Origin of the sequence: Pantoea hericii (assembly GCF_014155795.1) — a bacterium.
Classification (GTDB): domain Bacteria; phylum Pseudomonadota; class Gammaproteobacteria; order Enterobacterales; family Enterobacteriaceae; genus Pantoea; species Pantoea eucalypti.
Genome location: NZ_SCKV01000004.1, coordinates 368,068 through 381,032, shown reverse-complemented (window position 1 = coordinate 381,032; position 12,965 = coordinate 368,068). Strand labels below are relative to the sequence as shown.

Genomic DNA, 12,965 nt, shown 5'->3' with positions numbered 1-12,965 from the left:
ATAGCGAAACATCGGAGTGGTTTCATTGCCTTTAAGGCAGCCGCCTTTTACTGTATCTCTCACCTGAACGAATAACGAGGAAGTAACCTTGCGCATAGGCATAGATCTGGGTGGCACCAAGACAGAAGTGATTGCATTGTCAGATAAGGGACAGGAGCTGTTCCGTCACCGCGTGAATACCCCGCGTGACGACTATCAGGCAACGGTGCAGGCAATTGTTGATCTGGTCACGCTGGCGGAGCAGAAAACTGGCGAGACCGGCACGGTCGGCCTGGGCATTCCCGGCTCGCTTTCGCCTTTCAGTAAGCGGGTGAAGAATGCGAACTCCACCTGGCTTAACGGCCAGCCGCTGGATAAAGATCTGGCTCAGGCGCTGAACCGGGAAGTGCGCATCGCCAACGACGCGAATTGCCTGGCCGTATCGGAAGCGGTCGACGGTGCCGGTGCCGGACAGTCGCTGGTGTTTGCCGTGATTATCGGTACCGGATCGGGTGCAGGTGTCGCGATTAACGGTGAATCGCGCATCGGTGGTAACGGTAATGCCGGTGAGTGGGGCCACAATCCGCTGCCGTGGATGGATGAGGATGAGCTGCATTATCGTCAGGAAGTGCCCTGTTATTGCGGGCAGCAGGGCTGTATCGAAACCTTTGTTTCAGGCACCGGTTTTGGTATCGACTATCAGCGGCTGAGCGGCGTACATCGCAAGGGCGCGGAGATCGTCTCACTGCTGGCACAGCAGGATCCGATCGCCGAACTGGCAATGAGCCGCTATGAACTGCGTCTGGCAAAATCGCTGGCGCAGGTGGTGAACCTGATCGATCCTGACGTGATCGTGCTGGGCGGCGGGATGAGTAATGTGGATCGGCTCTATCAGACCGTGCCGGTGCTGATGAAGCAGTGGGTGTTTGGCGGAGAGTGTGAAACGCCCGTGCTGAAGGCGCAGCATGGCGACTCCAGCGGCGTACGCGGTGCGGCGTGGCTCTGGCCGCTTAACGGCTGAGTGTCCCGCACATCCGCTGACGTTCAGCGCCTGGATTGCAGGCGCTGAACGTAACCCACAGCGCGGCACCTTGCCGCGCCGCGTTTATTCGCCCACCAGCATCGTGTCCTGTGGCGCCCGGTCGCGCTGCGCTTTGGTGGCGAGGAAGTAAATATAGCCGACCAGCATGATGGCAAAGAACAGCGCGCCAATCACCGGGTTAAACCACAGCATCGCCAGCAGACAGACCACCGACAGCAGCAGGGCGATGCCCGGAACAATCGGATAGCCCGGTGCGCGGAAACTGCGGGGCATTTCCGGCGCGCTGCGGCGGAGTTTAAACAGGCTCAGCATGCTCATGATGTACATCACAATCGCGCCAAACACCGCCATGGTGATCATCGCCGCCGTCAGCGTCATTCCCTGCAGATTAATCACGCCATCGCTGTAAATCGCCGCGATGCCCAGTACGCCACCGAGAATAATCGCCCGATGCGGGGTCTGGAAACGTGACAGTTTTGCCAGAGAAGGCGGCAGATAGCCCGCGCGTGCCAGAGCAAAAAACTGCCGTGAATAGCCGAGAATAATGCCGTGGAAGCTGGCAATCAGACCAAACAGGCCAATCCACACCAGCATATGCATCCAGTTAGAGTGTTCGCCGACAATCATTTTCATCGCCTGCGGCAGCGGATCGTTTATGTCCGAGAGTTTGCGCCAGTCGCCCGCGCCGCCTGCCATCAGCATCACGCCAATCGCCAGCACCACCAGCGTCAGAATCCCGCTAATGTAGGCGCGGGGAATGGTTCGGGTGGGATCTTTTGCCTCTTCGGCGGCCATCGCTGCACCTTCAATGGCAAGGAAGAACCAGATGGCGAAGGGAATGGCGGCGAAAATACCGGAGAAGGCGGGCATGCCGAAGGTGTCGCTGCCTGCCCAGCCGTGCGCGGCAAAATTCGCCAGGCTAAAGCCGGGTGAGACCACGCCCATAAACACCAGCAGCTCAATGACAGCCAGCACGGTGACAACCAGTTCGAACATCGCCGCCAGTTTTACACCCAGAATATTCAGCGTCATGAACACCAGGTAAGCCCCGACCGCTGCGGTTTTTGGGTTGAGCTGGGGATACTGCACATTGAGATAAGCCCCAATCGCCATGGCGATCGCCGGTGGCGCAAAGACAAACTCAATCAGCGTCGCCAGACCGGCAATCAGTCCGCCGGTTTCGCCAAAGGCGCGACGACTGTAGGCAAACGGCCCGCCCGCATGAGGGATCGCAGTGGTCAGTTCGGTGAAGCTAAAGATAAAGCAGGTATAGAGTGTGGCGATCAGCGCGGTAGTGACCAGAAATCCCAGCGTGCCTGCCACAGCCCAGCCGTAACTCCAGCCGAAATATTCGCCTGAGATCACCAGGCCAACCGCAATCCCCCACAGGTGCAGGGTGCCCAGCGTGGGCTTGAGTCTGTTTGTCATACTGTTATCCCCGTCGTTGTTGGTCGCACGCGGCGTTACACCGCCATTACGACTAAAGTAAGGTGATAATGCCGTTGCATTACTCACCACGACTTGACGCGGGCGCAGTGACTTCTGTCCTCCACGGTCAACTCACAGGCAACAACCGGGCCGGATGCACGCTGCGGTCAACTTTGTCTCTTCTGAGGTCAAGCAGCTCACCTTCTGGCAACGCATGCTGAGATAACGCAAGTGAAAAGGAGCCGGACTGATGAGCGCTAAACAATATGACAACCTGACTGATTCCCAACTCACCCTGATGGCGCAGCAGGCGCTGGCCTGCTATCCCGCCGCGCTACAGGGAGATCTCAGCCTGCTGTGCCGCTCAGAGAATGCCACATTCCTCTTGCAGGCAGCAGGCCGGCGTTATGCACTGCGGCTGCATCGCGGCGATTACCATCAAAAAGCGGACATTGTCAGTGAGCTGCTGTGGCTCGATGCGCTGCGTGAAACCGGCATTATGGTGCCGGAAGCGGTGCCGGACAAAGAGGGTGAAACCGTACTGACGCTGCGACTGCCGGATGGCGGTGAGCGGTACGTAGTGTTGTTTCACTGGATTGATGGCGAGATGCCAACCACCGACGTCGATCCCCGCGCTTTTCAGCAGCTGGGCACGATTACCGCGCGGCTGCATCAGCACAGTAAACAGTGGCAGCCGCCTGCGGGTTTCCAGCGGATTATCTGGGATCACCACACCATGACGAGTAGCGAGAGTCACTGGGGACGCTGGCAGGATGCGCCTAATCTGAATCCCGCCGATCACGGCGTGGTCGAGCAGGCGATAAGTCAGGTGGGTGCGTCGATGGCGCAGTTTGGCAAAGGATCTGATCGTTATGGCCTGATCCACGCCGATCTGCGACTCACCAATCTGTTGCTGCACAAGGGTGAAACGCGGGTGATCGACTTCGATGACTGCGGACTTGGCTGGTATCTGCACGATCTGGCGGCGGCGATCAGTTTTGTTGAGCATCATCCGCGCGCGCCAGAGTGGATCGATCACTGGATTCGCGGTTACGAGCAGGTGGCGCATATCAGCGACGCGGAGATGGCCATGTTACCTGCGCTGCTGATCCAGCGTCGCATCCAGCTCACTGCATGGGTGGGATCCCATGCCGAGACTGAAATGGCGCACAGTCTGGGTCCGGAGTGGGCCAGCCATTCGGTTCGTCTTTGCCGCCGCTATCTGGACGGTCAGCAGCTGCCGGTTGGCGTCTGATGCACCAGCGGCGGGCGTGACTGCGCCGCCGCAGTGCCCGATGCTATGCTCACGCGCAGCCTGACGCCCCCACAGGCGGCGTGGCAGGCATCGGGGACCTGGTATGGAATTTGCTCTGATCATGTGACGGGTGATCCACCTGAATTCTGACAGAGGCGACCATGAATCCGACACTGATAAAGCCTGATGCCTTTGCGGCCTGTTCTGCAGCGGCGGGCGCAGGCAATCACGGCGTGCTGGCAGCGGCGGCGACCGGCTTAAGCGACTTTATTCATACCCAGGGCGGCGATGTTGATCGCATCTTCGGCATCAGCGGCATTGATCCCGAGCGCCTGGCCAGCCCGACGCTGAGTCTGGGACTGGTTAACTACTGTCGGGTACTGGAAGAGGCGGCGCGTCACTCTGGTTTTGATAACTTCGGTTTGCACTACGGCAGGCAGTTTAAACCGCAGTCATTAGGCCTGATTGGCTACATCGGCTTGTGCTCCGACACGCTGGAGCAGGCGCTGCACAATGTGGTCAATGCGTTTCCCTGGCATCAGCACGACACCTTAACCCGGCTGGTGGATAAGGGGGAGTGCTGGCGGCTCGACTACCAGGTGCGACACGGCGCAATCCTGTCGCGCCGTCAGGATGCCGAGCTTACACTTGGCATGTTTATGAATCTGATCCGTCACGTGGCAGGCAGGCACTGGGCACCTCGTGAAGTTCACTTTGAACATCCGCGTCCCGGCCAGTGGCACGATCACTGTAAAGTGTTTGATGCGCCGGTCTGGTTCGATCAGCCGTTTAATTCGCTGGTGATCCCGAAGCGCGATCTGCTACGCGCAATGCCAGAGAGCGATCCGATCCTGTTAATGGTGATGCAGGATGCGATCCGGCGGCTTAATCGTGGTACGTCACAGCAAAGCATGATTGAACAGGCGCGATCGCAGGTTAATTTATCGCTGATGCAGGGTGAGCCTGTGCTGGAAGAGGTGGCGGATAAACTCGGGCTGTCGAGCTGGTCACTGCAGCGGCGGCTGCGCGAAGAGGGCAGTAGCTTTACCGCGCTGGTGGATCAGGTGCGCTGCGAAATGGCGACATATTATCTGCAGCAAAAGCAGCTGCCGATCTCAGAGATGGCGCTGCTGCTGGGCTATTCGGAAGTCAGTGCGTTCTCACGCGCGTTTCGCCGCTGGTTTGGCATCAGTCCGCGCCAGTGGCGTCAGGAAGGTCTGGCCAGCTAACCGCGCGGCGCAAAGCCGAACCACGCCGGTTGCCCGGGCTCCGGTGGCGGCGGCAGATCGCGGGTCTGCGCCACCAGCTGCCAGGCACGCAGGCAGAGCGCTTCATCACCCTGAGTCTGGGTCACCGCATAATGTCTGCTGTGCGCCTGCCACTCCATCCGTACCAGACATTGCTGACCGGCATAACGCGCCGCATCCGTGAACTGCCTGTTGAGCACCGGCTGCATTTGATTAGTCCAGTGACAGGATTTGCTGTCCGGATCTTTCGCAGGCTGACAAAGATTTGCCACACTATCCTGTTGCTTTGTCACAGGTTGCTGACAGGCGCTGAGCGACACTGCAATAATCATCCCCAGCAATATTCTCATCTTCATATTAATTAAATTCATTTAACTGGCCAATTTTCCTTAAAGATCTTCCTGTCTGCTGCCGACAGTCTACAGACCGGCATCATGAATGCTATGGCATTACTCCGACTGTCGACAGAACCAGAATTTACCGCCCTGGCGCGGATTACGTCTCTTTTACTTCATGGATTAGAAATGCAGAAAAATTATGCCTTTGCGGCACTCTCCCTGTTAATGGCCTCACTGATCAGCGGCTGTGCCACCGAATCTTCCCGCGCTATTCAGGCCCCGCAGGTTCGCGCAGCCAGTCAGCCGGTTTACCAGGGCGTGCGCAGCCCGATTGCGGTAGGCCAGTTTGATAATCGCTCCTCCTACATGAACGGCATCTTTTCTGATGGCGTCGACAGGCTGGGCAATCAGTCGAAAACTATTCTGATTACCCATCTGCAGCAGACCAACCGTTTCAGCGTGCTGGATCGCAGTAACCTGAAAGAGCTGCAGCAGGAGTCGGATTTCAAACGCAGCCAGCAGAATATCAAAGGCGCGAACTACATCATCACCGGTGATATCACCGAATTTGGCCGCAAAGAAGTGGGCGATCAGCAGCTGTGGGGCATTCTGGGCCGCGGCAAAACGCAGGTCGCCTATGCCAAAGTGAATCTGAACGTGGTGGATGTCACCACTTCTGAAGTGGTCTACAGCTCCCAGGGCGCAGGCGAGTACCAGCTTTCGGCGCGTGAAGTCATCGGCTTTGGCGGCACCAGCAGCTATGACTCAACGCTGAACGGCAAAGTTATGGATCTGGCGATTCGTGAAGCGGTCGATCATTTAGTGGATGGAATCAACAACGGCGCATGGCGTCCGGCTAAATAAGGAAGCAGTAAATGAAGATGATGACACTGAGCAGCCTGCTGATTGCCGCAGCGCTGCTGGCCGGCTGTGCGCCAAAAGCGCCGAAGACGATCTACTACTGGGGCGATTATCAGCAGCAGGTCTACAGCTACTATCAGCCGGGCAGCGATCCGCTGAAGCAGATTGATGCGCTGAATCTGGATATCGAAAAAGCCCGTGCTGTTAACCAGCCGGTTGCGCCTGGCCTGCATGCCCAGCTGGGTCTGCTCTTTGCCAAAACCGGCGACACCAATAAAGCCTTTGAGCAGTTTGCCATCGAGAAGCAGCTGTTTCCCGAATCGGCACCTTACATGGATTTTCTGATGAGTAAAAAACAAGGAGTGGTTCAGTGAAAAAACTGATTGCCCTGAGCGGCGCGCTGATGGTGTTGTTGCTGACCGGCTGTGCGCACCCGAAAAAACCTTATGATTACAGCGCGTTTCGTGCCAGCAAGCCCGCCTCAATTCTGGTGTTGCCTGCGGATAATAAATCACCGGATATCAACGCTGCTCACAGCCTGAACTCGCTGGTGACGCGTCCGCTGGCCGAAGCCGGTTACTACGTCTTCCCGGTGGCGGTTGTTGAAGAGACCTTTCAGCAGAATGGCGTGACCAGCGCCACTGATGCCCAGGCGGTCAGCGCGAAGCGTCTGAATGAGATTTTCCATGCCGACAGCGCGCTCTATGTCTCGATCAGCGAATATGGCAGTAGCTATCGGGTCATTGATAGCGTGACGACCGTGACGGCCCAGGCACGGCTGGTGGATCTGCGCAGCGGCAAAGAGATCTGGCAGGGTAAGGCCACTGCCAGCGACAGTGAAGATAACAACAATAACAATGGCGGACTGGTGGGGATGCTGGTGAACGCGGCGATCAAACAGATTGCCAGCAACGTCACTGATAAAGCGCACACCGTGGCCGGACTGACCAGCAATCGACTGCTGTCCCAGAACGAGCAGGGCGGGTTACTTACCGGCCCACGCTACACGCTGGTTAGCGCCCGCTGATCAGACTCAGACGGGCGCGCTGGCGCCCGTTATCCCTGCGGAAGTTCCAACTGGCTGTAGCCTAACCCATTCATCTTACGCACTTTAATCTGCACCGGAATACGCTCTTTCATCGCTTCCACGTGGCTGATCACCCCAATGGTTTTACCGCTGGCGTTAAGCGCGTCCAGCGCATCCAGCGCGGTATCCAGCGTCTGAGCATCCAGCGTGCCGAATCCCTCATCCAGAAACAGCGATTCGATACGCGTTTTATGACTGACCAGATCCGATAACGCCAGCGCCAGTGCCAGACTCACCAGAAAGCTCTCGCCTCCCGACAGCGTGCGGGTGTCGCGTGCCGCATCAGCCTGCCAGGTATCGACCACATCCAGCTCCAGCAAATCCTGCGCCCGGCGTTGCAGCAGATAGCGGCCATGCAGCCGATCAAGCTGCCTGTTAGCGAGCGACACCAGATGATCCAGCGTTAGGCCCTGGGCGAAGCGCCGGAACTTGTCGCCGGTCGCGGAACCGATCAGATCGTTGAGCCGGCTCCACTGCGCCAGCACCACACCATCCTGTTCAATCTGCGTCATCAGGCTCTGCTGACGGGCGCGAAGGCTGGCATCGCTGTGCAGCTGCTGCTGAACCTGGCCCTGCAGGCTGGCGTTGTCGCGCAGTGCCAGCCGTAACTGCTCGAGCTGCTGTGCCAGCGCTTCGGCGGATTCCGGCATCGCGTCAGGCTTCGCCTGCTGATGGACGCTGAGCCGCTGGCGCAGATCTGCCCGTCGCGCCTGCTGCTGCTGGCATTGCTGATCGAGCTGCTGCAGCTGCTGGCGCAGTTGCAGCGCGGTCTGCTCATCCAATAGCGCCGCGCGCAGGCTGGCTTCATCCGCGAATCCGGCGCTCTCCAGTGACTGCTGCAATGCACTTTCCGCTTCTGTCAGTTTGCCGCTGAGCGTCTGACGCTGATTTTCCAGTCCCGACAGCTCACCCTGCAGTCGACTGACCTCAGCCTGCGCCTGCTGCAGGGCAGCGAGCTGCTGCGTCAGCTGTTCATCAGACTGCTGAATACGGGCCTGCATCTGCTGACGGGCGAGGGTGACCTCGCGATCGCCAAACAGCGCCTGACGCTGCTGACGCATTTCACCTAACTGTCTCTGGCTCTGCTGTTGTTGCTGTTGACGGATGGCCAGTTGCTGCTGTTCCTGCTCTGCCTGCTGTTGCAGGGCGGTGAGCTGGGTTTCGCCTTTTAACAGTTGCGGCTGCAGGTTAGCGAGCAACTGCTCACTCTCCTGCCAGCGCTGCCAGCGCCTCTGCTGTTCCGCCAGCCATGTGTCGCGATTCACGGCATCGGGAAGGGCAAGGTTGTGGGCGCTGAACTGTTGGGTTAAACGGGATTGCAACTGCGCCATGGCCTGCTGTTCCTGCTGCTTCCGCTGTTGCAGCGCATCCAGCGCCTGCTGCAGGCTGATCAGCGACTGCTGCGCCAGTTGCTCTGCCTGCAGATGTTGCTGCCAGGCCTGCAACTGCTGAAGATGGTGATCTTTCGCGGCCTGACGTGCCTGTTCTGCGGCTTCCTGTGCCAGTCGCTGTTGCTCAAGCTGGTTTTCGTGTTCGCTTTGCTGCTGCTGCCACGCGGCTAACGCTTCGCGGTCGGCAAGGGTGAAGGTAAGTGCCAGCTCACCGCTTAGTGCCTGCCATTGCTGCTCAAGCTGGTCAAGCTGACGCTGCATTTCCGCGATTTCGTCACGCAGGGTCTGCTGCTGAACGGCAGATTGTTTTAGCTGTTCGCTTTTTGCCGTTCCTGCTTCACGCAATGCCTCAGTTTGCTGCTGCAGCGCAGCCCGGCGCTGCTGGTTAGCACTCACTTCCAGCGTGCTGTAGGTTTCAACAGCCGGATGGGTGCAGGAGCCGCACAGCGGGCACGGCTGATCGGGGGTGAGCCGGGCGCGGTAATCGCTGAGATCGATAATCTGCTGCTCCAGCGCACAAATTTTTTCAACGTCATCCAGCTGCTGTTTTTCGCGTTTCCACGTTTCACGCAGAGTCTGAAGTTCCGCTTCACTCTGCTGATGCGCTTTTTCAAGCGCGGTCAGCCGCTGCTGGCGCTGATTCAGCTGCTGATGCAGTGGCTGCCACTGCGTGGAGAGCAGCAACAGTTGCTGACGAGCCGGACGGCTGGTCTGCAACTGGCTTAATGCCTGCCGCAGTGCAGCGGGCGGATGCTGTTCATGAAGCGAAGTGAGTGCCCGCTCCGCCTGCAACAACGCCTGGTGTGCCTGTTGCTCCGCCTGCTGGCGCGGCAGGGCCTGCTGTGCCTGCTGTTGCTGTTTCGCCTGCTGCGCGTCAATCTGTTTTTGTTGCTGTTCGCACTGCTGCTGCAGTTCGGCCAGCGTCGCTTCACGCTGTGCCAGCAGGGCAAAGTTCTCCTGCCATACCGGCAGTGAAGCGCCCCAATGCGCCAGATCGGCAAGCTGCTCACGTAACTGATGCTGTTCAGTGATCGCCTGCTGCACTGACATGACCTGACGCTTCTGCTCCACCAGTCTGGTCTGCGTCTGGTCAGCCTGCTGTTGCTGGCGGGCATTTTCCTGCTGTTGCTCTGCAAAGTGCTGCTGCAGCGTGGTGATTCGCTGATCCAGCGGTAATACCTGTTCCGTCAGCAGGTTCTCCTGCTGCTGCTGTTCCTGAAGCGCCTGCTGGCGCGCCGTCTGAGCAGCAGTGTAATTTTGCTGATGCTGCTGCTGTTGATTATGCGCCTGCTGCGCCGATGCGGTCAGTTGCTGGCAGTGGCTCTCGACCTGCTGCTGTTCGGTGCGTAATGCATCGCGCTGCTGCAGTTTTATCCGCAGCTTTTCAGCCGGTTCGCTGCGAGCCAGCCGCTGGCGGTCCGTCTCTGCCGCCTGGGATGCGGACTGGGCCTGCTGCAACGCGGCATCAGCCTGCTCACTCTCCTGCTGTAACTGCTGCGCCTGCTGCTGCCACTGCTGCTGCTGCTGCGCCTGTTGATAGTGCGCGCTGAGCCGCTGTTCCGCGTCGGTCAGATCGGTGAGCTGCAGTTGCAGGGCGTCACGCGCGTCACTATCCAGCAGTGCCATCGCACCCGCCTGACTGCGCAGCATATCCAGCTGCGTTTTCGCCTCTTTGTGACGCTCGTAGATAGCGGCGGAGATCAGGCCGTAAATTTCGGTGCCGGTCAGCTCCTCCAGCAGTTCGGCACGCTCACTGGCTTTAGCGTTGAGGAAGGCGGCAAACTGGCCCTGCGACAGCATCATTGAGCGGGTAAAACGTTCGAAATCAAGCCCGGAGAGGGTTTCGATCATCTTCAGCTTGTCACCGACTTTATCGGCAACAATGGTGTTGTCGGCGCAGCGCGCCAGCTCAACGCGCGGGGCCTGCAGCTTACCGTCAGCGGTGCCGCGCGCACGGTTCTGGCTCCAGAAGGCGCGCCAGGCTTCGCCTTTGATCTCAAACTCTACTTCAGCCAGACATTCGGCACTGTCGCGCGTCATCAGCGCATTCTGGCTCTGGGAAATCGCGCCCAGGCGCGGCGTCTGGTGATAGAGCGCCAGACAAATGGCGTCCAGCAGGGTGGTTTTACCCGCGCCGGTCGCGCCGGTTATGGCAAACAGGCCATTACTGGCAAAAGGCTCGGCGCGGAAGTCGATAAACCATTCACCGCGCAGAGCATTGAGGTTTTTAAACCGTAGCGTGAGGATCTTCATTGGGTCTCTTCCATGGCGGCCAGCGTCTGGCGGAACAGGGTGGTCATCTCGTCGATTTGCGCAGGTTGCAGCTCCTCATCCAGCGCGAGCCGGCGGGCAAAGACCTCTTCCACTTTCAGCTCACTCAGGGTTTCGTTGTCGAGCCGCGCCAGGCTCTGCTGCCGCTGCTCGCGGCTGCGGCGCAGCAGCAGGACTTCAACCGGCAGCGTGGCGGTCAGGGTTTCGACCTGATGCTGCAGATCGCTGAGGTACTCCTGCGTAGTGACTTCGATGTCGAGCCAGGTTGGCTTCTCCTGCTCAGCCGTGCTGAAGGCGTGTAACTGTTCCGCAATCTGTGCCAGCGATCCTTTCAGCACCTGCATCGGCTGCGCCTGCGGCACCACCAGCGGCGTAACGGATTGCAGGCCGCTTGCCGCAAGCTCCAGCAGAAAGACGCTTTTTTCGCTGCCCAGCTCATCAAAACTCAGCGGAATGGGCGAACCGCTGTAGCGGATATGCTCGCTGCCCGCCACGCGCTGGGCGCGATGAATATGGCCCAGTGCAATGTAGTCAGCGGCCGGAAAGGCACTGGCGGGGAAGGCATCAAGCGTACCGATGTAGATGTCACGCACCGAATCGCTCTGGCTGACCCCGACGGTGGTGAGATGTCCGGTAGCGATAATCGGCAATGCATGACCCAGCGCCTGGGCGGCGGCGAAGCGTTGCTGATAGTGTTGGGCAATCGCCTCCAGCAGCGAGGTCTGTTTATCGCGCCCTGACTGACCCGCCCGGCTGCGCAGAATATCGCGCGGTCGCAGATAGGGAATGGCACAGAGCAGTGCACCTGGTTCGCCCTGGCGTGTGTTCAGCAGCAACACATCATCCTGTTCCTGGGGGGTGGCTATTACCCGGGTGTTGAGACAGGCGAGCAGTTCGCGCGACTCATTCAGCGTCGCCACGGAATCGTGGTTGCCCGCCAGCACAATCAGCTGACAACCGGTGGGCTGCAGCGCCACCACAAAGCGGTTAAACATCTCGCGGGCGTAGCTGGGCGGCGTGCCGGTATCAAACAGATCGCCTGCAATAATCAACGCATCCACCTGATGCTGTTCAATCTGGATCAACAGCCAGTCGAGAAACGCCTGATGTTCGGCTGCCCGACTTTTGTTGTAAAAGAACTGCCCCAGATGCCAGTCCGCAGTATGAATGATGCGCATGATGAGTCCCTGCCGTTGTGATTCGCCCGGCGATTATACTGGCTCTGCGGCCAAAGCGAAAAATTGTCGCTGCGCTGTCATAAATGATTACCAACGGCGTTACAGGCAGGTTATGTTTTTCATAAAAGTGTCACAAATCTGACGCATAATGGCGCCGCGAATCTCAGTGACAGCCGTCATAATCAGCAGGAGTAATAATGGCTAAGCGCATTTTGGTTGTGGAGGATGAAGCCCCCATCCGTGAAATGTTGTGTTTTGTTCTGGAGCAGAACGACTATCAGCCAATTGAGGCGGAAGATTATGACAGTGCCGTGGGCAAGCTGATTGAACCATGGCCCGATCTGATTTTACTGGACTGGATGTTACCTGGTGGCAGCGGTATTCAGTTTATCAAGCATCTGAAACGCGAGGCGATGACGCGGGATATCCCGGTGATGATGCTCACCGCGCGTGGCGAAGAGGAAGATCGGGTGCGTGGCCTGGAAGTGGGCGCCGATGATTACATTACCAAGCCGTTTTCGCCTAAAGAACTGATGGCGCGAATTAAAGCGGTGATGCGCCGTATTTCACCGATGGCGGTGGAAGAGGTGATTGAGATGCAGGGACTGAGTCTGGATCCTTCTTCACATCGCGTGATGTCCGAAACCACGCCGCTGGAGATGGGCCCGACCGAATATAAGCTGCTGCACTTCTTTATGACTCACCCGGAACGCGTATACAGCCGCGAACAGCTGCTGAACCACGTCTGGGGCACCAATGTGTATGTGGAAGATCGCACTGTTGATGTTCACATCCGCCGTTTACGTAAAGCGCTGGAAGTCTCCGGCCACGACCGCATGGTACAAACCGTCCGTGGAACAGGGTATCGTTTCTCTGCCCGCTATTAAA

Annotated in this window: 11 protein-coding genes; 7 read left to right on the top strand and 4 right to left on the bottom strand. The window is 58.5% G+C overall.

Annotated elements, in window-relative coordinates; genetic code table 11:
- Positions 1 to 88: 88 nt before the first annotated feature.
- On the top strand, positions 89 to 1,000 hold the full coding sequence (gene mak / locus H7K52_RS11405) for a fructokinase (RefSeq protein WP_182630057.1): 912 nt from the start codon (positions 89 to 91) through the stop codon (positions 998 to 1,000).
- An 84-nt stretch (positions 1,001 to 1,084) separates the two neighbouring features.
- Here mak and eat read toward each other — a convergent pair whose 3' ends face one another.
- Positions 1,085 to 2,449, bottom strand: a complete 1,365-nt coding sequence (gene eat, locus H7K52_RS11400; RefSeq protein ID WP_008924864.1) for an ethanolamine permease — start codon at positions 2,447 to 2,449, stop codon at positions 1,085 to 1,087.
- 250 nt (positions 2,450 to 2,699) lie between these two features.
- Between eat and H7K52_RS11395 the strand changes: the two genes are divergently transcribed.
- Both H7K52_RS11395 and qhpR read left to right on the top strand, forming a co-directional pair.
- A complete protein-coding gene (locus tag H7K52_RS11395; RefSeq protein WP_105099445.1) occupies positions 2,700 to 3,704 on the top strand; it encodes a phosphotransferase enzyme family protein in 1,005 nt (334 codons plus the stop codon).
- A 161-nt stretch (positions 3,705 to 3,865) separates the two neighbouring features.
- Complete coding sequence (qhpR, locus tag H7K52_RS11390) at positions 3,866 to 4,933, top strand: AraC-like transcriptional regulator QhpR (RefSeq protein ID WP_003852478.1); 1,068 nt, start codon at positions 3,866 to 3,868, stop codon at positions 4,931 to 4,933.
- On the opposite strand, the gene H7K52_RS11385 is transcribed toward qhpR, so the two are convergent.
- Positions 4,930 to 5,307 carry a cell envelope integrity TolA C-terminal domain-containing protein gene (locus tag H7K52_RS11385; RefSeq protein ID WP_225613881.1) on the bottom strand — a complete coding sequence of 126 codons (378 nt, stop codon included), beginning with the start codon at positions 5,305 to 5,307 and terminating at the stop codon, positions 4,930 to 4,932. The two genes, qhpR and H7K52_RS11385, sit on opposite strands and share 4 nt — an antisense overlap.
- A 168-nt stretch (positions 5,308 to 5,475) precedes the next feature.
- Here H7K52_RS11385 and H7K52_RS11380 point away from each other — a divergent pair, with 168 nt between their 5' ends.
- The 3 genes from H7K52_RS11380 to H7K52_RS11370 are packed head-to-tail and all read left to right on the top strand — an operon-like array spanning position 5,476 to position 7,177.
- Positions 5,476 to 6,153 (top strand): CsgG/HfaB family protein, encoded by a 678-nt coding sequence (locus H7K52_RS11380; RefSeq protein WP_008924867.1) that lies wholly within the window; start codon positions 5,476 to 5,478, stop codon positions 6,151 to 6,153.
- An 11-nt stretch (positions 6,154 to 6,164) separates the two neighbouring features.
- Positions 6,165 to 6,524: a DUF4810 domain-containing protein gene (locus H7K52_RS11375; protein ID WP_008924868.1), complete on the top strand. Its 360-nt coding sequence runs from the start codon at positions 6,165 to 6,167 to the stop codon at positions 6,522 to 6,524.
- The gene (locus tag H7K52_RS11370) at positions 6,521 to 7,177 is read left to right on the top strand and encodes a DUF799 domain-containing protein (RefSeq protein WP_003852482.1); all 657 of its coding nucleotides are present in this window, start codon (positions 6,521 to 6,523) and stop codon (positions 7,175 to 7,177) included. Before H7K52_RS11375 ends, H7K52_RS11370 begins: the two co-directional genes overlap by 4 nt.
- 29 nt (positions 7,178 to 7,206) lie before the next feature.
- Here H7K52_RS11370 and H7K52_RS11365 read toward each other — a convergent pair whose 3' ends face one another.
- Together H7K52_RS11365 and sbcD are read right to left on the bottom strand one after the other, a co-directional pair.
- A complete protein-coding gene (locus tag H7K52_RS11365) occupies positions 7,207 to 10,881 on the bottom strand; it encodes an SbcC/MukB-like Walker B domain-containing protein (RefSeq protein ID WP_182630056.1) in 3,675 nt (1,224 codons plus the stop codon).
- A complete protein-coding gene (gene sbcD / locus H7K52_RS11360; protein WP_182630055.1) occupies positions 10,878 to 12,077 on the bottom strand; it encodes an exonuclease subunit SbcD in 1,200 nt (399 codons plus the stop codon). Before sbcD ends, H7K52_RS11365 begins: the two co-directional genes overlap by 4 nt.
- Before the next feature lie 197 nt (positions 12,078 to 12,274).
- Between sbcD and phoB the strand changes: the two genes are divergently transcribed.
- Positions 12,275 to 12,964, top strand: a complete 690-nt coding sequence (gene phoB, locus H7K52_RS11355) for a phosphate response regulator transcription factor PhoB (protein WP_003852491.1) — start codon at positions 12,275 to 12,277, stop codon at positions 12,962 to 12,964.
- Position 12,965 lies beyond the last annotated feature (1 nt).